General features: G+C 53.8%; 23 protein-coding genes and 2 pseudogenes. 11 read left to right on the plus strand and 14 right to left on the minus strand.

Annotated elements, in window-relative coordinates; translation table 11 throughout:
* Positions 1–55: 55 nt before the first annotated feature.
* Positions 56–865, plus strand: a pseudogene (locus AAIR21_RS04120) (MFS transporter); the annotation flags it as partial.
* Position 866: 1 nt separating this feature from the next.
* On the opposite strand, the gene AAIR21_RS04125 reads toward AAIR21_RS04120, so the two are convergent.
* Positions 867–1229 (minus strand): cell envelope integrity protein TolA, encoded by a 363-nt coding sequence (locus AAIR21_RS04125; RefSeq protein WP_183516411.1) that lies wholly within the window; start codon positions 1227–1229, stop codon positions 867–869.
* 154 nt (positions 1230–1383) lie between these two features.
* On the opposite strand from AAIR21_RS04125, the pseudogene AAIR21_RS04130 reads away from it, so the two are divergent.
* A pseudogene (locus tag AAIR21_RS04130) lies at positions 1384–1470 on the plus strand (hypothetical protein); the annotation flags it as partial.
* A 55-nt stretch (positions 1471–1525) separates the two neighbouring features.
* Positions 1526–1813 (plus strand): hypothetical protein, encoded by a 288-nt coding sequence (locus AAIR21_RS04135; protein ID WP_078773976.1) that lies wholly within the window; start codon positions 1526–1528, stop codon positions 1811–1813.
* Positions 1814–2129: 316 nt separating this feature from the next.
* Here AAIR21_RS04135 and AAIR21_RS04140 read toward each other — a convergent pair whose 3' ends face one another.
* The 3 genes from AAIR21_RS04140 to AAIR21_RS04150 all read right to left on the minus strand — a co-directional run bounded on the left by AAIR21_RS04140 (position 2130) and on the right by AAIR21_RS04150 (position 3869).
* Positions 2130–2372 (minus strand): hypothetical protein, encoded by a 243-nt coding sequence (locus tag AAIR21_RS04140; protein WP_139366846.1) that lies wholly within the window; start codon positions 2370–2372, stop codon positions 2130–2132.
* Positions 2369–2605: a hypothetical protein gene (locus AAIR21_RS04145; protein WP_078773975.1), complete on the minus strand. Its 237-nt coding sequence runs from the start codon at positions 2603–2605 to the stop codon at positions 2369–2371. The genes AAIR21_RS04140 and AAIR21_RS04145 overlap by 4 nt, the downstream gene beginning before the upstream one ends.
* Before the next feature lie 274 nt (positions 2606–2879).
* The gene (locus AAIR21_RS04150) at positions 2880–3869 is read right to left on the minus strand and encodes a tyrosine-type recombinase/integrase (RefSeq protein WP_434680047.1); all 990 of its coding nucleotides are present in this window, start codon (positions 3867–3869) and stop codon (positions 2880–2882) included.
* Between the two features lie 44 nt (positions 3870–3913).
* Here AAIR21_RS04150 and AAIR21_RS04155 point away from each other — a divergent pair, with 44 nt between their 5' ends.
* From AAIR21_RS04155 to AAIR21_RS04165, 3 genes are all read left to right on the plus strand, one after another.
* Positions 3914–5401 carry a carboxypeptidase M32 gene (locus AAIR21_RS04155; protein ID WP_434680050.1) on the plus strand — a complete coding sequence of 496 codons (1488 nt, stop codon included), beginning with the start codon at positions 3914–3916 and terminating at the stop codon, positions 5399–5401.
* Positions 5402–5578: 177 nt separating this feature from the next.
* Positions 5579–5968 (plus strand): acid resistance repetitive basic protein Asr, encoded by a 390-nt coding sequence (asr, locus tag AAIR21_RS04160; protein ID WP_032670412.1) that lies wholly within the window; start codon positions 5579–5581, stop codon positions 5966–5968.
* A 278-nt stretch (positions 5969–6246) separates the two neighbouring features.
* Positions 6247–7068: a trypsin-like serine peptidase gene (locus AAIR21_RS04165; protein ID WP_020884292.1), complete on the plus strand. Its 822-nt coding sequence runs from the start codon at positions 6247–6249 to the stop codon at positions 7066–7068.
* Between the two features lies 1 nt (position 7069).
* On the opposite strand, the gene AAIR21_RS04170 is transcribed toward AAIR21_RS04165, so the two are convergent.
* The 4 genes from AAIR21_RS04170 to AAIR21_RS04185 all read right to left on the minus strand — a co-directional run bounded on the left by AAIR21_RS04170 (position 7070) and on the right by AAIR21_RS04185 (position 10284).
* Complete coding sequence (locus tag AAIR21_RS04170) at positions 7070–9232, minus strand: bifunctional diguanylate cyclase/phosphodiesterase (RefSeq protein ID WP_434680055.1); 2163 nt, start codon at positions 9230–9232, stop codon at positions 7070–7072.
* An 85-nt stretch (positions 9233–9317) separates the two neighbouring features.
* Positions 9318–9647: a multidrug/spermidine efflux SMR transporter subunit MdtI gene (gene mdtI, locus AAIR21_RS04175; RefSeq protein ID WP_014169849.1), complete on the minus strand. Its 330-nt coding sequence runs from the start codon at positions 9645–9647 to the stop codon at positions 9318–9320.
* Positions 9634–9996, minus strand: a complete 363-nt coding sequence (mdtJ, locus tag AAIR21_RS04180; protein WP_025204323.1) for a multidrug/spermidine efflux SMR transporter subunit MdtJ — start codon at positions 9994–9996, stop codon at positions 9634–9636. Before mdtJ ends, mdtI begins: the two co-directional genes overlap by 14 nt.
* A gap of 117 nt (positions 9997–10113) precedes the next feature.
* Complete coding sequence (locus AAIR21_RS04185) at positions 10114–10284, minus strand: protein YdgV (protein WP_086463355.1); 171 nt, start codon at positions 10282–10284, stop codon at positions 10114–10116.
* Between the two features lie 133 nt (positions 10285–10417).
* Between AAIR21_RS04185 and AAIR21_RS04190 the strand changes: the two genes are divergently transcribed.
* Positions 10418–11461 carry an AI-2E family transporter gene (locus AAIR21_RS04190; RefSeq protein WP_183516414.1) on the plus strand — a complete coding sequence of 348 codons (1044 nt, stop codon included), beginning with the start codon at positions 10418–10420 and terminating at the stop codon, positions 11459–11461.
* 96 nt (positions 11462–11557) lie between these two features.
* Here AAIR21_RS04190 and AAIR21_RS04195 read toward each other — a convergent pair whose 3' ends face one another.
* Complete coding sequence (locus AAIR21_RS04195) at positions 11558–12583, minus strand: LLM class flavin-dependent oxidoreductase (RefSeq protein WP_014169846.1); 1026 nt, start codon at positions 12581–12583, stop codon at positions 11558–11560.
* A 178-nt stretch (positions 12584–12761) separates the two neighbouring features.
* On the opposite strand from AAIR21_RS04195, the gene yajD reads away from it, so the two are divergent.
* A complete protein-coding gene (gene yajD / locus AAIR21_RS04200) occupies positions 12762–13109 on the plus strand; it encodes an HNH nuclease YajD (protein WP_014169845.1) in 348 nt (115 codons plus the stop codon).
* A gap of 56 nt (positions 13110–13165) precedes the next feature.
* Positions 13166–13435 (plus strand): hypothetical protein, encoded by a 270-nt coding sequence (locus AAIR21_RS04205; protein ID WP_068794561.1) that lies wholly within the window; start codon positions 13166–13168, stop codon positions 13433–13435.
* 120 nt (positions 13436–13555) lie between these two features.
* Here the strand turns inward: AAIR21_RS04205 and AAIR21_RS04210 are convergent, their stop codons facing one another.
* Complete coding sequence (locus tag AAIR21_RS04210; protein ID WP_025204325.1) at positions 13556–14323, minus strand: arylamine N-acetyltransferase family protein; 768 nt, start codon at positions 14321–14323, stop codon at positions 13556–13558.
* A gap of 36 nt (positions 14324–14359) precedes the next feature.
* On the opposite strand from AAIR21_RS04210, the gene AAIR21_RS04215 reads away from it, so the two are divergent.
* The gene (locus AAIR21_RS04215; RefSeq protein ID WP_183516415.1) at positions 14360–15868 is read left to right on the plus strand and encodes a PLP-dependent aminotransferase family protein; all 1509 of its coding nucleotides are present in this window, start codon (positions 14360–14362) and stop codon (positions 15866–15868) included.
* A gap of 66 nt (positions 15869–15934) precedes the next feature.
* Here AAIR21_RS04215 and AAIR21_RS04220 read toward each other — a convergent pair whose 3' ends face one another.
* On the minus strand, positions 15935–16990 hold the full coding sequence (locus tag AAIR21_RS04220; RefSeq protein ID WP_059306016.1) for an SDR family oxidoreductase: 1056 nt from the start codon (positions 16988–16990) through the stop codon (positions 15935–15937).
* A 97-nt stretch (positions 16991–17087) separates the two neighbouring features.
* Between AAIR21_RS04220 and AAIR21_RS04225 the strand changes: the two genes are divergently transcribed.
* Entirely contained in the window at positions 17088–17969 is an 882-nt protein-coding gene (locus tag AAIR21_RS04225; RefSeq protein ID WP_032678042.1) for a LysR family transcriptional regulator, read from the plus strand.
* A gap of 7 nt (positions 17970–17976) precedes the next feature.
* On the opposite strand, the gene umuC is transcribed toward AAIR21_RS04225, so the two are convergent.
* The 3 genes from umuC to AAIR21_RS04240 all read right to left on the minus strand — a co-directional run bounded on the left by umuC (position 17977) and on the right by AAIR21_RS04240 (position 20757).
* Positions 17977–19239 (minus strand): translesion error-prone DNA polymerase V subunit UmuC, encoded by a 1263-nt coding sequence (gene umuC / locus AAIR21_RS04230; protein WP_183516416.1) that lies wholly within the window; start codon positions 19237–19239, stop codon positions 17977–17979.
* Positions 19223–19657 (minus strand): translesion error-prone DNA polymerase V autoproteolytic subunit, encoded by a 435-nt coding sequence (gene umuD, locus AAIR21_RS04235; RefSeq protein ID WP_014169838.1) that lies wholly within the window; start codon positions 19655–19657, stop codon positions 19223–19225. Before umuD ends, umuC begins: the two co-directional genes overlap by 17 nt.
* Positions 19658–19890: 233 nt before the next feature.
* Positions 19891–20757, minus strand: coding sequence for an aldo/keto reductase family oxidoreductase (locus AAIR21_RS04240; RefSeq protein WP_183516417.1), 867 nt, complete (start codon positions 20755–20757; stop codon positions 19891–19893).
* Positions 20758–20825: the final 68 nt, after the last annotated feature.

Consider the following 20825-nt stretch of genomic DNA (forward strand, 5'->3'; position numbering starts at 1 on the left):
GTGGAGCGGACAATCAATAACGGTGAATTAAGGTTTATATCACCGGCGCTAACACTATCTCAGCGAAGAGATCCACCCGAGCTTTGTCGCCTTCTCTATGGGGCTGTACATCAGCGGGAACTCGATTGGCGGAATGAGTGGACGTCTGCTGAGCGGGGTGTTTACGGACTTCTTTAACTGGCGTATTGCGCTGGCGGTGATCGGCTGCTTTGCCCTTGCGTCTGCGCTGATGTTCTGGAGAATCCTTCCGGAATCACGTCATTTTCGTTCTACCTCCCTGCGCCCGAAAACGCTGTTCATCAACTTCCGTCTGCACTGGCGTGACAAAGGGTTGCCGCTGCTGTTCCTGACCGGCTTTCTGCTGATGGGCTCATTCGTTACGTTGTTTAACTATATCGGCTATCGCCTGATGCTCTCCCCGTGGCACCTGAGTCAGGCGGTGGTGGGTCTGCTCTCTGTGGCGTATCTCACCGGTACGTGGAGTTCACCTAAAGCCGGAGCGATGACGGCCCGCTTTGGACGCGGTCCGGTTATGCTGGTCTCTACGGCCGTCATGCTGCTCGGCCTGTTGATGACCCTTTTCGCCTCCCTGTGGCTTATCTTCGCCGGGATGCTGCTTTTCTCTGCCGGTTTCTTCGCCGCTCACTCGGTGGCCAGCAGCTGGATTGGGCCACGCGCTCGCCGGGCCAAAGGCCAGGCGTCGTCTTTGTATCTGTTCAGCTATTACCTCGGTTCCAGCTTTGCGGGGACGCTGGGTGGGGTGTTCTGGCATAACTATGGCTGGAACGGCGTGGGCGGTTTTATTGCGCTGATGCTCTGCGGGGCGCTGCTGGCAGGGACCCGTTTACACCAGCGTCTGCACTGATTCAGGGTTTGAAATCGAGCGTGTAGTTTTCCCCGATACGCTCATCAGGTACCACTGGGAGCACATGATCGTCACTGGCAGACTGTAAGGCCGTAATGGCGGCCTTACACAGTTCAGGATCGCTGCCTTTTACCACCTGAATGTTGGTCACATAGGCCGCGCCTTTGGGCTGGTGAATCTTTAACGAGCAGAGCTTCCCTTCATACTGCTCTGTGGTTGTCATCCTTTGTTTCACTGTTTCCACATACGCAAACGCCCATGCGTGCGCGGAGTCCTCTTCGGTGTTGAACGGGATTACGTCATGATGATGTGTCTGGCATCCCGTCAGCAACACTGCAATCCCTACACTCACAACCTTGTTCATTTTCCATCCGGCAGTCGTTTTTTTAGGGTTATAACACAGCGTTACTGAACGAAATAGCACCAAACTCTAAGGGGTAATGGCTTGGATTCAGGCGGGAATTTTGATACTACTCACTCTTCATGCCTGAAACATCGCCTTGCAAAGAGAAAACGAAATGAGCGAAAACAGCCACTACCAACAACTCACCCGCACCTTCCAGCGCCTCTCCCGTTTCTCCCACCTCTCCTCCATCGCCAGCTTTAGTTGACCACTACACTTCTGATTGGGCTGATGATGAGGCTGGTAAGCTGTATCTGGTGGAGGCTGAGCGCAACATCTCAAGCAAAGCGCAGCGTCAGTGGCAATGGCTGGATGGTAAGCGTAATGAGCTAAATAGCTGGCACAAAGCCACCAGTAAGCAACACCTGAGTGCATCCGATATCGAGAGACAAGCCAAGAATCACATTGCTGAAATTTTACAGCGTTGTGCTGGTGTACCGATGCCGTACAAACCGGATGAATACGAGGTTAAGGGCAAGATTATTAAGCGCTGGCAACTGGAAGCTGCGAGGCTGAATAGTGACAAGGCACCGTGGGAGTGGTGAGTTAATGCAGTTTTCTAACACAGTACTGCCCGTATATTGGAAAGATTCTGGATAAATTAACACCCTGAGTTTTTTGCAGTGGTGTACTAGCGGATCGATACGTAGGGGCAGTTAGTATTTAATACCCGAGGGAGAGGGGGAACCAATCTCTGACTACCATCCTGATGCAGTTGGCATCGTGGGGAGAGGGGTCAGGGAGAGGGGTTATCACTGTATCTCTCGCTTGCGAGAATATTATTACCCTTCCCTTCGATATCAGTGAACACCTGAATTAAATAAGCCCCTGTAGAGCAATCTGCAAGGGCTTTTATTGTTTCTAGGATGTTACTAAATATACAACTGCTATGACAATGCAGAATGCAGCCATTATTAACAATCCAGCTGTCTGTCTTGTGGTTCCTGTTTCCTTAGCATCTTTCCACATTGCAGCAGGTGCAGAGAGTAATTTTCCAAGTACAGAGAACAGTCCTAATACAACATATCCTGCAATCACAAGAACTACTAAAGCCAAACCAGCAGCTACAATCCACTTGATGCAGACCCACACCATATCAATCATTTTTTCTCTCGCATTTCGGTAAGCATCTGCTCTAACAGGTCATTACGTCTTTTCATCTGCTTCAGCGGATAAGAGATAAGTTTGTATACAACAATTATTGCCCCTACTCCAACAGCTATCCAGAACAGGACGTAGAGGATAACAGCCAACCAATCAAGCACTTCACTCCAGTTGATGTAACGACTTCCCACTACTGCAACTGCTCTTACAATCATTTCTGCTATTTCGCCCACAATTACATCCCCAACATTTCCATTGACTGAATAAGTTCAGCGTCATCATTTTTAATAACCAGCGTATAGTCCAGAGAGCATTGGTCTAATGCCTTCTTCATCTGAAGCAAAGGAGAATGTGTCTTGTAAACACGGTCTGTAGTCACTGAATGAGCGTGACCTAAAATCGAATATCTGATGCTGTCTGGAACAGAACAGTCTCTCAGGCGGTTCGATAGTGAGTAACGAAAATCATGTGTGCTGTGATTCAGTCCATGTTGCTTGAATGCGTTAGCTACACGGCTTGCAGCAGCGTTATTCTTATTCCATCCAATACTGGCTTACCTTTTGGAAGAACGCTCAGAACGTCATACAACTCGTTTAAAGCATGGTTAACAGGGATGTTTCTGATAGAGCTTGCATTCTTAACACTCTTCCCGTCTTCGTCATTAATGCTAATCACCTTCACACCATCAACATTACGGAAGTCTTCTGGTCGTAACTGAATAGCCTCCCCTATTCTCATTCCAGTGTTCCAGAGAATCATGAGCAGTTCTTTCAGCTTGCCTTGATAGTTATTCACGTAATAACCTTCCATAACTCTGCTGTATGTTTCTGGTGAAATTTCAGTCTTCTCGTTAACCGTTACAACCTTGGAATACATCATTCCTTTCACTGGATTCGACTGTAACCAATCACGCTTATCAACACAGAAACTGAACAGAGCATGTACTTTGATTAATGCGTCCTGACGGCTTCTAGGAGCCTCGTAGCGCTCGTCCAAATATTTCTTGAATGATGATATGGCTTCTTTGTTCACGTCCTCTATGGTGTGGATGTGCAGCTTCTTAGCCCATTCAATAAATAGGTCAATAGAACGTCTGTTCAGCTTCTCAGTACGAGGTTTCCAGTCAGGCTTCATCTCCTTACACCACTCTTCCAAAGCATCAGTTAGGGAGTGCGTTTCTCGAATCTGAGCAACGGTTTCAGACTCAACATTTTGAGTTTGGCTAATTGTCGGAATTCCGACTTCTAAGGTTTCCAACAAAGCCCTATCAACCATTTCATCTCTGTGCTTTCTCAGAGTCTGTTTCATAGCCATGAATGACAGGTTCAATGGTTTGCACATTACCCATTTACCAGTGAGGCTTACACCTCTTGCCTGAGCAGTTTTCAAGTCTCTTGTCTTGAGGCTGATGTAAATCGTGTTCCCATCAATTCGTTTCTTCCAGACAAACCCATCTTTATTTGTATGGGAAATGTAGGGGAATCTGGTCAGTTTCATTGTATGCTCCTTGAAACACATCCCTTAGCAAGAGGAAATAAGAATTGGAAAAATCACCCGCCTATCAGTCACTTGTGACGACATTCCAGCGCCTCTCCCGTTTCTCCCACCTCTCCGCCATCGCCAGCTGGGATATGTTCGCCATGATGCCGCCGGGCGGCAGTGCCGCGCGCGGTGAAGCGCTGGCCGAAATGAGCGTTCTGCAACACCAGATCCTGACCGATAAAAAGGTGGGTCAATGGCTGACCGCCGCGGCAGGTGAGGATCTGAATGATATTGAACAAGCCAACCTGCGTGAAATGACGCGTCATTACCAGCAGGCGTCGCTGTTGCCGGAAGCGCTGGTGGAAGCCAAATCGCTGGCAGGCAGCAAATGTGAGCACGCCTGGCGTACTCAGCGCCCGGCCAATGACTGGCAGGGGTTTGCCGCCAACCTGAAAGAGGTCGTCAAACTGAGCCGCGAGGAGGCTCGTCTGCGTGCTGAAGCCAAAGGCTGCAGCCCTTACGACGCGCTGCTGGATATTTTCGAGCCGGACATGACCAGCGCGCGCCTGGACGTACTGTTCGCGGATATGAAGTCCTGGCTGCCGGACCTGCTGGCAAACGTTGTGGAAAAACAGGCTCAGCAGTCGTTCGTTCCGCCGCAGGGCCCCTTCCCGACGGCAACGCAGCGTGAACTTGGGCTTGAAGCCATGAAGATGCTCGGCTTTGATTTTAACGGCGGTCGCCTGGACGTCAGTGCACACCCGTTCTGCGGTGGCGTGCCGGAAGATGTGCGCATCACCACGCGTTATGATGAGGACGAGCTGCTCAGCGCGCTGTTTGGCGTGATCCACGAAACCGGACACGCGCGCTACGAGCAAAACCTGCCGCGAACGTGGGCCGGTCAACCTGTCGCGCTGGCCCGTTCAACGGCGATCCACGAATCCCAGAGCCTGTTCTTTGAGATGCAGCTGGGGCGCAGCGACGCTTTCCTTAAACATCTCCTCCCTGCGGTTCACGCCCGTTTTGGCAGTCAGGCGGCGTTCAGTGAAGAGAACTTTATTGCCTGGAACCAGCGCGTGAAACCGGGCTATATCCGCGTCGATGCCGACGAAGTCAGCTACCCGGCACATGTGGTGCTGCGCTATGAAATTGAACGTGCGCTGATCAATGGCGATATCGAGGTGGATGACATTCCGGCGCTGTGGGATGAGAAAATGCAGGCCTGGCTCGGGTTATCAACCAAAGATAACTACCGCAACGGCTGTATGCAGGACATTCACTGGACCGACGGCGGTTTTGGCTACTTCCCATCCTACACGCTCGGCGCGATGTACGCCGCGCAATTGTTCCATGCGGCCAAAACGGCGCTGCCGGGTCTGCAGTCCTCCATCGCTGAGGGCGATTTCTCCACCCTGTTTGACTGGCTGCGTCAGAACATCTGGCAGCACGGTAGCCGCTTCACCACTTCGCAACTGATTACCCAGGCGACGGGTGAAGACCTGAATATCCGTTACTTCCGCGAGCATTTGACGTCCCGTTATCTGTAATCCAGCGGCCGGAGTACGCTCCGGCCGCTTTCCTTTTGCGCACCCTTTACCGCCCTTTGTACATTCCGTTACACGCCGATACCAATCACTCACGGAAACCCCGAATTTACAGGGATATAGTTCTTTCAACGGCCCCGCAGTGGGGTTAAATGAAAAACCAAATTCGAGGGTATGAACATGAAAAAAGTATTAGCTCTGGTTGTTGCCGCTGCTATGGGTCTGTCTTCTGCTGCGTTTGCTGCTGAAACCACTGCTGCACCGGCTGCTGCTGCTCCAGCTGCAACAACGACTGCTGCTCCGGCAAAAACCGTACACCACAAGAAACACCATAAAGCCGCTAAACCTGCTGCAGAGCAAAAAGCCCAGGCTGCTAAAAAACACCACAAAAAAGCCGTTAAACAAGATGCCGCTAAACCGGCTGTAGAGCAGAAAGCGCAGGCCGCTAAAAAGCACCACAAAAAAGCGACCAAACCTGCTGTAGAACAGAAAGCCCAGGCCGCTAAAAAGCATCACAAAAAAGCAGTAAAACACGAAGCTGCTAAACCAGCTGCACAGCCAGCTGCGTAAGAGTACAAGCTTAACCGTGCCTTTCGGGGCACGTTGGTAAACCGGCGCTGAACCGGAAAGGTCCAGCGCCGTTTTTTTTATCCGGAGGGCGTATGCTGCGGCGCTATCGGTTTGAGCTGATTCTTATCCTGCTTATTTTATGCGCGCTCATCGCAAGCCATTTTTATCTTTCCTGATCGTAGCACGCTGATTTTACTCCCACTTTAGCGCTGTCCCGTCTATAGTATTTTCATAGGGTTCACTTTTAATAATCATAATTGCCCCCACCAGAGTGTGATATGCGTAAATCTGTTGTGTTGTTACTGGGAACGTTTGGTCTTTTTTCTGGATTCTCACATGCGGATGATGGCGGTGATGAAACCATTAGCGCGAAAGAGCTTAAAACGCTGTTTTTCGGTCATGACGATCGTACGCGCGTCGCCGATCCTACCCAGGCACCCTGGGACGCTATCGGGCAACTGGAAACCGCCAGCGGTAATTTATGTACCGCTACGCTGATTACCCCACAACTTGCCCTGACGGCAGGCCACTGCCTGCTGACACCGCCAGACGGCAAGCCAGACAAAGCCGTTGCCCTGCGATTTGTGTCGCAAAAAGGGATGTGGCGTTATGAAATTCACGGTATTGAGGGACGGGTTGATGCTTCTCTCGGCAAACGTCTGAAGCCCGACGGTGACGGCTGGATAGTGCCTCCGTCAGCGGCATCCTGGGATTTTGGCCTGATCATTTTGCGCTACCCGCCCTCTGGCATTACCCCGCTTCCGTTATTTGACGGAGACAAAGCCGCGCTCACTGCCGCACTGAAAGCCGCCGACCGTAAGGTGACGCAATCAGGCTACCCTGTCGATCATCTGGACGCGCTTTACACCCACACGGACTGTATTGTCACAGGATGGGCGCAAAACAGCGTGCTCTCGCATCAGTGCGATACGTTACCCGGTGACAGCGGCTCGCCGCTGATGTTAAAAACGGATAACGGCTGGCAGCTGATTGGGGTTCAAAGCTCTGCGCCAGCGGCAAAAGACAGATGGCGAGCAGATAACCGGGCCTTAGCCGTGACCGGTTTTCGTGACAAGCTGGAAGCACTGGCGCAGCAGTAACTCAGCACTGTCTGACCTGACGTAACGCCCTGATTGATTCAATCGGCATCGGCTGGCTGAACCAGAATCCCTGCAGCTGATCGCAGCCAGCCAGCCGTAACAATTTCATCTGCTTTTCGTTTTCCACCCCTTCAGCGACCACCGCCATGCCCAGGGCATTGGCGATCCTCACCGTGCCGCTCACCAGCGCCGCCGCCTGCTCATCGTTGTCCACCAGCCCGGCCAGTGATTTATCGATCTTAATGGTGTCGAAATTAAAACGCCGCAAATAGCCAATACTCGAATAGCCCGTGCCAAAATCATCCAGCGCCACCGCGGTGCCCAGTACTTTAAGGTTGGCAATCGCCGTGCGGGCACGCTCGGGGTTTTCCAGCACATAGGTCTCCGTGACTTCGAGCTGGAGTCGCCTGGCCGGGAAACGGGTGCTTTCCAGAACCCAGGCCACTTTTTCTTCGAATTCAGGGTCGCGAAACTGCGCCGGGGAGATATTAACGGAGAGCTTTAATTCGCTGTACGGCTCCAGATCCTGGCAGGCACGCTGCAAAACAAACTGGCCCAGTTTGTAAATCAGCCCACTCGTTTCCGCAATGGAAATGAAGGTATCTGGACCGAGTTCACCTTCCGGACGACGCGGCCAGCGAACCAGCGCTTCCACGCTGCTCATTTTCTGACTGCGGGCGTCAATAATCGGCTGGTACCAGACCTCAAACTCGTCTCGCTCCAGTCCGTTACGGATCTGGTTTTCAATCGCAAGCTTGCGTTCCCGGGCGTTATTCAGCGCCGCGTCATAGTGGGTGACACGCCCTTTCCCGCTAATTTTGGAATGGTACATGGCGATATCGGCGCGGCGAAACAGCTCGGAACTGGTGCATTCAATCAGGGTTCCGCTGGCAATCCCGATGCTGGCACCGATATGAATGGTGCGCTCCCCCAGACGAATGGGGGTATTGAGAAAATCCAGTACCGATTCGGCAAAGGTGGTCGCCAGCGCTTCTGCCCCTTCACCGCCGATGGTCATGGCAAACTCATCGCCTCCCATGCGCGCCAGCATCCCGCCCGGTGGAACGCATTCATTCAGCGTTTTGGCGATGGTCACAATGAGATCGTCACCGACGCTGTGGCCGTAGATATCGTTGACGTCCTTGAAGCCATCCAGATCGATAAACACCACGCTTTTGACGTCAATATCGCCACGCAAACTCACGCGGTCCAGCGCTTCAATGAGTGCGCGGCGGTTCGGCAGATGGCTTAGCCAGTCCGTTCTGGCGACCAGACGCGCCTGGCTTTCTCCGCGGGCCAGTTTGTACAGGCCCACGCAGCTCACCATAATGAACAGCAGGATCAGCACCGATGCCAGCACCACTATCTGCGTGATATCAGATGATGCGGCCCGGGCCGCCTGCGCGCCAGGAAGGCGTGCCTGCCAGTTGAGGTAACCCAGTAACTCCCCAGCAGAACTGCGCAGCGGCATACTCAGACTGTTGATTTTATCCGGGGTAAAGTTGAGGTTATCAATCTGAAAGGTCTGCCCCAGATCGGATAATATGCCGCTATTCAAATGGCGGGTAATCACCAGATAGCGGCGTGTACCGTCGTTAACCTGTAATCGCCCGATCATCGGTCGGATCAGCCCTATTCCGACAAACGCGACGCCGTGACGCGTTCGGGTGATCCCGGCATAAATATTCTTCTGGCTGGGTAATTCACGTCCGTGCTGCTGAATAAGCGCTTGCAGGCCTTTGCCAAAAAAGTCGAGATTCGTCTCCGCAAAAGGCTGGCTTTGAAACGATCCCCAGATAACGTTGAAATGCTCATCCAGCACGAAAGTGCCGTCATAGAGGTTATTGACTTTAAAGCCCGCTCCCCAGGTGTTGTATAACCATTCGGTATCGAGCTTTGGGCGGTAGACCTCGCGTACCGCATCGTCCCAGACGGCATTATCAATCACCAGGGTCGAGACACGGTTAACCGACGTTTGTATCGCACCCTGCACGGAAAGCGTGGTGCGGTGCTCGTCAATTTCATTGGTTTTGGTGCTGATCAGGTGCAGAGATAAATAGAGCAGCGCGACAATGGAGATGATTAAGCCGATCCCCGCCATGAAGATCATGGCAAACAATGTTCTCGCGGTGGGAATATTGCGCCAGCTTAATGTGCGATACATTAGCCATCCTCTTCAATGTTTTGCTTTTTTTAAGAGTAATACAGGCAGCGAATTTCGCTGCCTGTAAATAATGGCTTAACGTGTATCAGGCGAGTTTTATCATGATCATGCCAGCAAGCAGCAATATCAGTCCAATCCAACCTTTGTTATTTAAACGCTGACCGAACAGCACCCAGCCGGCTGCCAGGGTGGCGGCAATACCAAACCCGCCCCACAGCGCATAGGCCACGGACAGATCGATACCCTTCACCGCCTGTGACAGGGCGCTGAACGCCCCCAGTACGGCGGCAATCGACAACAGTCCGTAAATTTTACGACGAAAACCGTCAGAGAATTTTAGCAGGACGTTCGCTAAAATCTCCAGCACGATGGCAAACCCCAACCAGGCCGCGTGGATCCATTCAAACTGCTGCATGGGTCTGCTCCTTCGGCTGCTTAGTCGGTTTGCGTGTACCCGATTTAATCAGCACGATACCTGCTACCAGCGTCGTTAACCCGGCAATCTTCATTGTTGATAATGTTTCGTCAAATAATAAGACGCTGAACAGGGTGATCAACAAAATACCGATCCCTTCCCACAGCGCATAGGCCACACCCAGCGCAATTTTCTTCACTGCAAACGACAGGAAAATATAGGAAAGTGAAATCATCACCAGCATTAAAATAAAGCCGGTATTGCCATCGCTGACGCTTGCCCATTTCATAGACAGCGTGCCGGTAATTTCAGCGATAATAGCAAGGGCTAATAAAATCCAGTAAAACATGTTTTTCTCCTGCTTGAGAATATAATCCATCGTGGCCTGCTGCGTGCAGCAAACCCAAAAATATGAAATTAAATCAGACAGCTAAGCGCGTAGCGCCAGCTCAGGCAGAAGATGTGACTATAGCGCGTTGCGCCAGTGTTGCTCACCAGAAAGAAGGCAGAAGGAAGTGAAAAATACAGCGGTGTTGTTTGAAGAATACGTCCTGAACAAATTGTCCATAAAATTACAATTATCCGCGTTGTTGCTTCTCGTCTTTGCGGATGAAAATTGTCCTCGGTAGTTGAACACGCCAAATTTGTACCATAAGTAAGGCTTTTACTCAAAGTCTTTTCAATTCTTTACCCATCCCGTTTGATTTTGGTTAGTTTATTGAAACGGCTTTCGCCTTTATTATAAATAAAAATATTATTCAGGAACCCCCATGGCTAAACCCATCATTACCCTGAACGGGCTAAAAATTGTCATCATGCTGGGCATGCTGGTGATCATATTGACGGGCGTCCGTTTTGCCGCCGACATCATCGTGCCGTTTATTCTGGCCCTGTTTATTGCGGTGATCCTTAACCCGCTCATACAGCGCATGACGCGGTTCCGCATCCCGCGCGTGCTGGCAATCACGATGCTTATCAGCATCATTATTATTGCCATGGTGCTGCTGGTCGCTTATCTCGGCACCTCCCTGAATGAACTGACGCGAACGTTACCGAAATACCGCTCGTCGCTGGCGATACCGCTGTTGCAGCTTGAACCCTGGCTGCAGCGTGCGGGAATCGAAGTCTCCGTTGAGGAGTTGCTGAAGTACATTGATCCGAATGCCGCCATGACCCTCGTCACCGGCCTGCTGGCGCAGCTCTCTAACGCCATGACCTCGATTTTCCTGCTGTTTTTAACGGTGGTGTTCATGCTGCTGGAAGTGCCGCAACTGCCCGCAAAACTGCAGCAAATAATGGTCCGTCCGGTTGAAGGCATGAGGGCGATTCAACGCGCGCTGGATAGCGTCTCCCGCTATCTGGTCCTGAAAACCGCCATTAGCCTGGTCACCGGGGCCGTGGTCTGGGGAATGCTGATGGCGCTGGATGTCCGGTTTGCGTTCGTCTGGGGATTACTGGCCTTTGCGCTCAACTATATCCCCAACATCGGTTCGGTGCTGGCCGCTATCCCCCCTATTCTGCAGGTGCTGGTGTTCAGTGGGTTCTATGATGCGCTGATTCTGCTGGCCGGGTATCTGGTGATTAACCTGGTGTTCGGGAATATTCTTGAGCCACGCATGATGGGGCGCGGTCTGGGATTGTCCACGCTGGTGGTATTTCTGTCCCTTATATTTTGGGGATGGCTGCTCGGCCCGGTCGGCATGTTGCTCTCCGTTCCGCTGACCATCATTGTGAAGATTGGCCTCGAACAGACGGCGGGCGGGCAAAGTATCGCCGTGCTGCTGAGCGATATGAGCCATAAGCCAGTGGAATAACCTCCGCAGATGCCTGTCTCGTCTCCCTTACCGGGGGTGACGAGACAGGCAGGCGTTACGGCCTTCGCGCGCGGCGCCCGGCGCACAACAAAATGGCTACTCGCGCCATCCCATTGCCGGTGCAACATGCTTCAGAATGGACTCGATAACATGCGCGTTGTAATCCACCCCGAGCTGGTTCGGCACGGTGAGCAATAAGGTGTCCGCTTCGGCAATCGCTTCGTCCTGTTTCAACTGCTCAATCAGCTTTTCAGGCTCAGCGGCATAGCTACGTCCGAAAATTGCGCGCGTTTTCTCATCAAGGTAACCCACGCTATCGCTGTCGTTCCGGCTTGCGCCGAAGTACATGCGGTCACGATCGTCCATCAGCGCAAAAATACTGCGGCTGACCGAGACGCGCGGCTGACGAGTATGCCCGGCTTCCGCCCAGGCCTGTCGGTAGGCGCGGATCTGTTTTGCCTGCTGAATATGGAATGGCTCACCGGTTTCATCATCTTTCAGGGTTGAGCTTTGCAGGTTCATCCCCAGTTTTGCAGCCCATACCGCTGTCGCGTTCGACCCTGCGCCCCACCAGATGCGCTCACGTAAACCTTCGGAATGTGGCTCCAGGCGCAGCAGTCCCGGTGGATTTGGGAACATGGGTTGTGGGTTCGGTTTTGCAAACCCTTCTCCGCGTAGCACCTCAAGCAGTACCTCGGTGTGTCGGCGCGCCATATCTGATTCGTTTTCCCCTTCCTGCGGGACATAACCAAAATGACGCCAGCCATCAATGACCTGCTCCGGAGAGCCCCGGCTGATCCCCAGCTGCAAACGTCCGCCGGAGATTAAATCCGCCGCGCCCGCATCTTCCGCCATGTACATCGGATTTTCATAGCGCATATCGATCACGCCAGTACCGATTTCGATGCTTTTCGTTTTCGCACCGATCGCCGCCAGTAAGGGGAATGGAGAGCTGAGTTGACGGGCAAAATGATGCACACGGAAATAGGCACCATCTGCGCCCAGCTCTTCAGCGGCGACGGCCAGGTCGATGGATTGCAACAGGGTGTCCGCCGCGGAACGCGTGCCGGACTGGGGTGACGGTGTCCAGTGACCAAATGACAAAAAGCCGATCTTTTTCATAACGAGATATCCTGATGATGCTTTGCGTTATCTCTACTTTACGCATTACCCGGGGAGAATAAATGCCCTTTATTTAACGGAATAATTCAAATAAATTGACTGAATTGAGCAGATCGCAATGACGCCCCATAATGAGATATAGTGCGTCTTTCTTTTTCCCTGGCAGGTGAAACCGGCAATGGCTCTGATCCCTAAAAACTACGCGCGACTGGAAAGTGGCTACCGTGAAAAGGCATTAAAAATCTATCCCTGGGTCTGTGGACGCTGCTCACGCGAGTTCGTCTATTCAAACCTGCGCGAGCTCACGGTTCACCATATCGATCACGATCATACTAATAACCCGGAAGATGGCAGCAACTGGGAGCTGTTGTGCCTGTTTTGCCACGACCATGAACACTCGAAATACACCGAAGCAGATCAGTACGGCACCACCGTTGTGGCGGGTGAAGACGCGCAAAAAGACATGGGCGTGGCCACTTTCAACCCGTTTGCCGATCTAAAAGCGATGATGAATAAGAAGAAATAATTCCCTAATATTGCCCCTCTTCGTCATATGGGCCGCACAGTTACAGGTAAAAGGATATGGATACACTCCGTTGCTACTGGGACGTTTTTTTCAATGCTTATGGCTCACTGCTCACGAAAACCGTGCTGGTATTACTGCTGGTGTGGTGGTGTCATCAAACCCTGCAGCGCTTCAGAAAAGAAGCCCCTGACGCTACCGGCCCCATTGCCGAGGCCAATGCCAGAGAACGCTACCAGTGGCGCTACTTGCGGTGGGCTTTAAGTAGCATCCAGGGTATCCTTTCTCTGTATATTATCTGGTCGATTATTACGACGCTTTTTACGTAGCGGATACGGTTTCTGCCCTGAAGACGTCTCAGGTAGCCTCTGTATTTAACAGTCCGCATTGTCGATGATAAGCCGGGGGCGCATGCGCAGACTCGATACAGTCCAGCGTCCCCCTGCGGATCACTCAACCGTCAGCGCAAAACAATTTTTCAGTACAGAGGCAATGTCATCTTCTGCCAGCTGCTGCGTTTCCACGCCCTGCGCGGTGATCGTTTTCAGCACATTACCCAGCAAAATCTGGCGTCCTTCCGGGCGATGCTGTACGACGAGCAGCTTCTGCACAAAAATGGCGTCCGGGTGCGTGGAGTTGAGGTAGTTGGCAGGCACAAAATCAATCCACTCCTGAGGAGAGAGGTCAAAGCCGTACTGACTGGCCCATTTACCCTCCACCCGTGCCTGAAGCAGATACTCACCCTCCGCGTTACGGGTCAGCCGGAACGTGTCGAAATCCTGCCGGATATCCGTATCAAGCATGTCTAACGCCATCGGCGCACGGATGCCGTAGCTACCGAACCCGAGGTCACAAAGCCACTGACGACCGTCAATCTCAGCAATGAGTGCCATATGGGTTTTAGGCCGACGCACCGGGTAGAACATCGGGCGCGCCGCGACAAAACGCCAGCGAATGCCCAATGCCTCCAGCGCCATCGCAAATAGCCCATTCACCTCATAGCAGTAACCGCCGCGCTTCTGCCTCAACAGCTTGTCGGCAATGTCTTCGGGTACCAGCGAGACAACTTTACCCGCCTGTACATCCCCATTTTCAAAGGGTATCGAAAAGAGCTGATGGCGCATAAGCGCATGCAGGGTAGCAGTATCGGCAGCCGCAGGGCCGGTATAGTTTATGCGCCTGAAATAGGCAGAAATATCGAAATTGTCGCTGTGCATAGTGCCTCCTTGTCTGGAACATGCCGGACACTATAGATGGGGCACTTCATTGGCTGTATAGTCAGTTTTATCGAAAATTTGACTGCACAGATCCCCATGGCCGCCCCGTCCCCCCATTACCGTCGGATTGCTGAGATGCTGCGTCTTACGCTGGCTTCAGGCGCGTTGCAAATCGGCGACCGGATGATCTCTGCACGTAAACTGGCCGAGCGCGAACAGGTCAGTCTCCCGACGGCACTGGAAGCACTCCGCTGCCTTGAGGCCGAAGGCCTGATCGTTGCGCGTCCGCGTTCGGGCTACTACGTCCGTCAGACCCGCCAGTCCCGATGCGTGCAGCCCACGCGTTCCCTGTCAGGCCCCGTGCCTGTGACAATGTCAGCCGTCGCGCGATCGTTATTCAGTAGTGCAGAAGCCCGGCTGATACCGCTGGGGGCTGCCTTGCCCGACCCCGCGTGGCTACCAGGCGATACCCTGCAACGTGCGCTGCAGTCTGCAGGTCGACGTCTGGAAGCGCGTGGGCAAAGCTATAGCCTGCCTCCGGGACGGGTTGATTTGCGCAGTAAGATTGCCGCCCGGGCTGCGCAATGGGGCGGCCGTTTTGGTGCAGAGGATCTCATCATTACCGCTGGCGCGACACAGGCGCTGCGTCTGGCGTTGCGGGCTGTGTGCCAGCCTGGCGACGTGGTAGCGATAGAACAACCCGCCTATTTCGGTACGCTGTTGTTGCTGGAAGATTTGGGCCTGAAGGCGCTGGAGATCCCAACCGATCCTCAAGAAGGGTTGCTGCTGGCGCCGCTCGCCGATGCTATTCGGTGCCATCATCCAGCGGCCGTTCTGGCCTCGCCCACCGTGCAAAATCCGCTGGGTGCCAGTATGTCCGTCCCCCGCAAGCAGGAACTGGTTGCCCTGCTGGAAGATGCAGGCATCCCGTTAATTGAGGACGATGTTTATGGCGACCTGGTCGGCGAAGGGCAACGTCCTCCGGCCTGTAAAGCGTTCGACCAGAGCGGGAATGTCATTTACTGCAGTTCATTGTCTAAAACGCTTGCGCCCGGATGGCGCATCGGCTGGATTGCGCCCGGACGTTACCACGCCCAGGTCCTGCAGGCGCGTATGGCCGGAGACTGGGCAGGCGCGCCGCTGTTTGAAGCCGCAACGAGCGAAATCCTGGCCAGTGGCGACTACGATCGTCATCTGCGGCGGCTAAAGCGGCGCATCGCGGAGGGGATTGGTGCCGTCATTGCGCGCGTCAAGGCAAGCTTCCCTCCCGGCACACGCGTTAACGTGCCGGCTGCCGGTTTCCTGTTGTGGGTTGAACTTCCACACCAGGTGAATGCACTGGAGGTGCACCGCCGCGCGCTGACACTGAACATTGGCGTTAGCCCCGGGCCGCTGTTTTCCCCCCGCGCACACTTAACGAATTTCCTGCGATTAAATTGTGCCAACGAACCCACGCCCCTCCTGCTGAATGCGGTGGATCGGATTGGCGCGCTTTGTCATGAACTGGCCAGCTCCTCTGGCCTTATTCCAGAAAGTGAGCATTGAGCGCTCTTTACTCCCTGCATCCGGGTTCGCGTTTTTTACTGCCGTCAGAAACGCACACCCCTTTTTTTACGGAATAATACGTGCCGCTCTTAGCTGCGAGAACAGGCTGAAAAACATCTCATCGGTTGCCTGCATTCGCGTGAACCCTGACCGGCGGAGCTTACTGCCGTCGCCAAACATGTCGTAATTCCAGCTAAAGACAAAATCGGCAAAATGCCCGTCGTTCAGCTGCAAAATATCCGCCTCCACCAACCGCTCCCCGGCAATGTCGCGCCATAACGCACGATAATCCTTAAACAACTGATGGAATGACAATCTGACCGGCGGCGCAGAGTCCAGTTCAAACCAGCGTGCGATGCGCGGCCACAGCTCGCTCCAGCGCCAGATGTCCCCATTATTCACGTTGAAAGCCTGGTTGTTAGCCCTACGTGATGTGGCTGCCCACAGCGTTGCCTCCGCCAGCAATCCGGCGTCAGTATGATCAACAATGCTGTGCCAGGTCTGTTCCGAACCGGGAAAACGCAGAGGTAAACCCAGAGCCTTACACAGGGACGCATACAGTGCGATGCTCAGCGCAAGGTTCATTGTATTGCCTGGCACCGAACTGCCCACCACGCCTGGCCTGATGGCATTCCAGTGCCAGCGTTTTCCCCGCTGAAAATCACGGAGCCACGCGAGCTGAGCGGCGTTAAATTCTGCCCCGGGTACGCCCGGATCGCTTTCGCGTGCCGGGGTTTTGAACGGTCCCAGGTGCGCGCCATACACTTTGTATCCCTGCATCAGGCTTACCGTCTGCAAAGGCGCCGTTTTTTCAATATTGCTGACCAGGTTGCGCAACATCGTGACGTTCGGTTCAACCATTTCCGTCCAGCTCCCGGCATTCATCCAGGCACTGTAAAAAATATGGGTGATCTCGCCAGCGGCTTGCAAAGCCCTGGCGCTATCCTCCGCATCCAGTAAATCAACGTTGATCAGCGAAATAGCATCAGGATGGGATAAGGCATGGCGGCTCAGGCCAATCACCTGCCATTTGTTGTCCAGGAGTGTTTTGACGAGCTGTCTGCCTACGATCCCGCTGGCACCAGCGACCAGCGCGACGTTTTGTGGCTGCATCTTATTCACGGTGTTTCTCCAGTTAGGGTGACAGACACAGTGTGATATATTATTTTTTCCCTACATATCCCCTGAATTCGATGGCACTTATAAGAAAAAACATTAAATGAACAATAAGCTCAACGCCATTTCCACCTTTCTGCGCGTCGCAGAAGCGGGTTCCTTTTCGGCAGCCGCTCGCCAGAGCGGAATGAAGCAGTCTGCCGTCAGCCAGCAGATTGCCGCCCTGGAACAGGAGCTCGGGGTGGTATTACTGCATCGGACAACGCGAATGATGAAGCTCACCGAGCAGGGTGAACGTTATCGCCGTGATATGCAGCTTTTGCTGGATGCCATGCAGGAAGCGGAGAGACGGTTGAATCCTGCCGATCATCAGTTTCAGGGCAGCGTCCATGTTCAGTTGCCAAGCGGTCTGGGGCAGATCGTTTTGCCCCCTCTGCTGGCGCTTCAGCGCCTGCATCCGGCATTGCACCTGACGTTGTCCCTGGATGACCGCATCGCCGACCTGGTGAGCGAAGGGGTGGATGTCGCGCTACGCCTTAGCGCTGAGCCTCCGCAGTCGCATGCGGCACGTCTTCTGATGCGGATTGAAACCGCGCTGTTCGCTGCTCCCGGCTTTCAGGCGGTACACTCCGTCAGCGAACTGGCTGCACATCCCCATGTGCGATTTAGCGGCATCCCGCGGGATGCGCCTCTACGGTTGATCGCCGGTGAGGAAACAATTGACGTGAAAGTGCATACCGTTTTTCGTGCCAACACCAGTGACGCCCTGTTACAGGCGCTGGAGTCAGGCATCGGGATTGGCGGCATGCAGCTGCCGCTTGCGGCAAAGGCGTTGCAAGCCGGCACGCTGGTGCCGGTATTACCGGCCTGGCGGTTACCTGACCGGTATCTCTATGCCGTCTACCCCGACGCCCGCTTTATCCCACAACGCGTCAGAAGCGTGATACAGGTGATCGAACAAATCCTGCCGACGCTTGCCAAATAACCGGCGTCTACTTCGCTACCGGCAAATCCGCGTACCGCGTCGTATAAGCCGGTGATAACATCTCGCGCTTCATCGCCCAGGATTTCTCAATCCCCTGCCCGGCGAACCATATCTTCCCTTTCCCGGAATGATTCACGCTATCGATCAGCTCCATCAGCGCCGCGCTGTTGGCGCGCAAACGGTTATCGTCAAATAAATTCAGCTGGGCGACGCCGCTACTGAAAAAGTCCGCCAGCATCACCCCCGCTTTCATGTAGCGATAACCGTCAAGCCATATGCGCCCCAGCGCATCGGTGGCGGCACGGATGATATCGCGCGAGTCATTGGTGGGCGTCATCAGGGTGACAGACGCCTGATTGCCGTAATAAATCTCGTTGTCCGCATGCGGGCTGGTACGCAAAAACACGCTGATAAAGCGACAATATTGATGCTCGCTGCGCAGCTTTTCCGCAGCCCGTTCAGCGTAGGCGCAAATGGCCTGGTGCATCTCCTCGTATTGCGTAATACGGTGTCCAAACGAGCGGCTACAGATAATCTGCTGCTTCGTGGGCGTGAACTCTTCCAGATCAAGACAGGGCTCGCCGCGCAGCTCGCGCGCCGTGCGCTCCAGGACAACGTTAAAATGTTTGCGGATGACCCACGAGGAAGCTTGTGCCAGATCCAGCGCCGTGGTGACGCCCATCGCATTAAGTTTTTTGGTAATGCGCCGCCCGACGCCCCACACCTCCTCTACCGGTACGCGCGCCAGCAGTTTACGCTGCCGCTCGCGATCCGATAAATCCACTACGCCTCCCGTGCTGCTCCACCGCTTTGCCGCATAGTTGGCCAGCTTCGCCAGCGTTTTCGTGGGGGCAATGCCTACGCCAACGGTTAATCCCGTATTTTTAAACACCTGCGTGCGCATATGATGACCAAACGCCTCCAGCGCCATGCAGTTGCTGATGCCAGCAACGTTCACAAACGCCTCATCAATGGAGTAAATCTCTATGGCCGGGGCGAAATCGGTCAGCGTCTGCATCACCCGGCTGCTGAGATCGGCATAAAGCGCATAGTTCGAGCTAAAGACGTAAACCCGCGCGGGAAAGCGCTTCTCTTTGAATTTGAAATACGGCTCGCCCATTTTTATATCGAACTGCTTTGCCTCCCGCGACAGCGAAATAATGCAGCCATCGTTATTGGAGACCACCACCACGGGTTTGCCCCGCAGATCGGGCCGAAACACCGTCTCGCAGGAGGCATAAAAGCTGTTCACATCAACCAGCGCGAACATGTTTATGCGTTTTGAGTGTGTGGGTGACAACACCGAAGATCTGCAGTTCCTCTTCGGACTGAAACGTGATCGGCTGATAGCGAACGTTATGCGGCACTAACCTCAGGATCGGGCGGGTCTGCAGCTCTTTGACCGTAAACTCACCCGCGACGGATGCCACCACAATATCCCCGTGCACGGCGTTTAACGAACGATCGACGACCAGCAGATCGCCATCGCCGATCCCAACGCCGATCATCGAGTCTCCGCTCACCTTCACAAAGTAGGTCGCGCTGGGATGCCTGACGGCCAGGCGGTTAAGATCGAGACGATCTTCCACATAATCCTGTGCCGGGCTTGGAAAACCACACGCTACGCGTTCTACAAATAACGGTAATTCAAGAGGTTGCTTTGGATAATAAGAAAAGAGAGTGTCCATAAATGCCTTTCTCGTCAGATACTGTATATAAATACAGTATTACGGATTATGGACAAGGATCAAGGTCCTTTACGGGGGTCACCCCAAACGCATTGAAGTGTGAGCGGATTTAATTCAGCCGTATCCTGCGCATCGGCGAAAGAATAGCCAGATAACGCCTGCGGCAGCGACATTCAGGTTTCAAGAGGGACAAAAAAGCCCAAAGTACTGCTTTGGGCTTATGCCTGTCTGGCTTAATCCGCCAGCGAATCGAGCATTTCCAGCGCGTCAGCCGGCAGCACCAGCTCCGCCGCCGCAAGATTTTGTCGCAGATGCGCCACGGAGGAGGTGCCGGGGATCAGCAGGATGTTCGGCGAACGTTGCAGCAACCACGCCAGCGCGACCTGCATTGCCGTTACGCCCAGCGAATCAGCGACCGCCTGCAGCCCGGATGATTGCAGGGGTGTAAAACCGCCCAGCGGGAAGAACGGCACATACGCAATCCCCTGCTGCGCCAGCGAATCCACCAGCGCATCATCGCCACGGTTCACGATGTTGTACATGTTCTGCACACACACCACCTGCACCATCTTCTGCGCTTCCGCAACCTGGGTGGCCGTGACGTTGCTCAGGCCAATATGGCGCACCAAACCTTGCTGTTGTAACTCGGTCAGCGTGGCGAGAGGTTCAGCAATTGAGCCTTCTGCTGGCCCGTGTGCGCTGAACATGATGCGCAGATTAACCACGTCCAGCACATCCAGCTGCAGATTACGCAGGTTGTCATGTACCGCCTGCGTCAGTTCCTGCGCGGAGAAGGCCGGCAGCCAGGAGGCATCACTGCCGCGACGGGCACCGATCTTGGTGACGAGCGTCAGATCGTCGCGGTACGGATGAAGCGCCTCGCGGATCAGCTGGTTGGTGATATGCGGCCCGTAAAAATCGCTGGTATCAATGTGATTCACCCCAGCAGCCACCGCTTCGCGGAGCACATTCAGCGCAGCATTTTTGTCCTTTGGAGGACCAAACACGCCCGGCCCGGCAAGCTGCATCGCGCCATAGCCAAGCCGTTTAACCGTCCGCGACCCCAGTGCGTACGTCCCGCTTTTATCAATGCTGCTCATGTCGACCTTCCTCATAAAAATGATCCGGATTTACAACGAGTTCCTTAACAGACCCCGTAGTTAAGCGC

The organism is Enterobacter sp. PTB (assembly GCF_051130085.1).
GTDB lineage: Bacteria > Pseudomonadota > Gammaproteobacteria > Enterobacterales > Enterobacteriaceae > Enterobacter > Enterobacter ludwigii.

Coding starts and splice junctions, on each gene's coding strand:
- AAIR21_RS04125 (WP_183516411.1), bottom strand. CDS start 1,229: ATGAACAAGGTTGTGAGTGTAGGGATTGCAGTGTTGCTGACGGGATGC.
- AAIR21_RS04140 (WP_139366846.1), bottom strand. CDS start 2,372: ATGATTGATATGGTGTGGGTCTGCATCAAGTGGATTGTAGCTGCTGGT.
- AAIR21_RS04150 (WP_434680047.1), bottom strand. CDS start 3,869: ATGAAACTGACCAGATTCCCCTACATTTCCCATACAAATAAAGATGGG.
- asr (WP_032670412.1), top strand. CDS start 5,579: ATGAAAAAAGTATTAGCTCTGGTTGTTGCCGCTGCTATGGGTCTGTCT.
- AAIR21_RS04165 (WP_020884292.1), top strand. CDS start 6,247: ATGCGTAAATCTGTTGTGTTGTTACTGGGAACGTTTGGTCTTTTTTCT.
- AAIR21_RS04170 (WP_434680055.1), bottom strand. CDS start 9,232: ATGTATCGCACATTAAGCTGGCGCAATATTCCCACCGCGAGAACATTG.
- mdtI (WP_014169849.1), bottom strand. CDS start 9,647: ATGCAGCAGTTTGAATGGATCCACGCGGCCTGGTTGGGGTTTGCCATC.
- mdtJ (WP_025204323.1), bottom strand. CDS start 9,996: ATGTTTTACTGGATTTTATTAGCCCTTGCTATTATCGCTGAAATTACC.
- AAIR21_RS04190 (WP_183516414.1), top strand. CDS start 10,418: ATGGCTAAACCCATCATTACCCTGAACGGGCTAAAAATTGTCATCATG.
- AAIR21_RS04195 (WP_014169846.1), bottom strand. CDS start 12,583: ATGAAAAAGATCGGCTTTTTGTCATTTGGTCACTGGACACCGTCACCC.
- yajD (WP_014169845.1), top strand. CDS start 12,762: ATGGCTCTGATCCCTAAAAACTACGCGCGACTGGAAAGTGGCTACCGT.
- AAIR21_RS04205 (WP_068794561.1), top strand. CDS start 13,166: ATGGATACACTCCGTTGCTACTGGGACGTTTTTTTCAATGCTTATGGC.
- AAIR21_RS04210 (WP_025204325.1), bottom strand. CDS start 14,323: ATGCACAGCGACAATTTCGATATTTCTGCCTATTTCAGGCGCATAAAC.
- AAIR21_RS04215 (WP_183516415.1), top strand. CDS start 14,360: ATGGGGCACTTCATTGGCTGTATAGTCAGTTTTATCGAAAATTTGACT.
- AAIR21_RS04225 (WP_032678042.1), top strand. CDS start 17,088: ATGAACAATAAGCTCAACGCCATTTCCACCTTTCTGCGCGTCGCAGAA.
- umuC (WP_183516416.1), bottom strand. CDS start 19,239: ATGTTCGCGCTGGTTGATGTGAACAGCTTTTATGCCTCCTGCGAGACG.
- umuD (WP_014169838.1), bottom strand. CDS start 19,657: ATGGACACTCTCTTTTCTTATTATCCAAAGCAACCTCTTGAATTACCG.
- AAIR21_RS04240 (WP_183516417.1), bottom strand. CDS start 20,757: ATGAGCAGCATTGATAAAAGCGGGACGTACGCACTGGGGTCGCGGACG.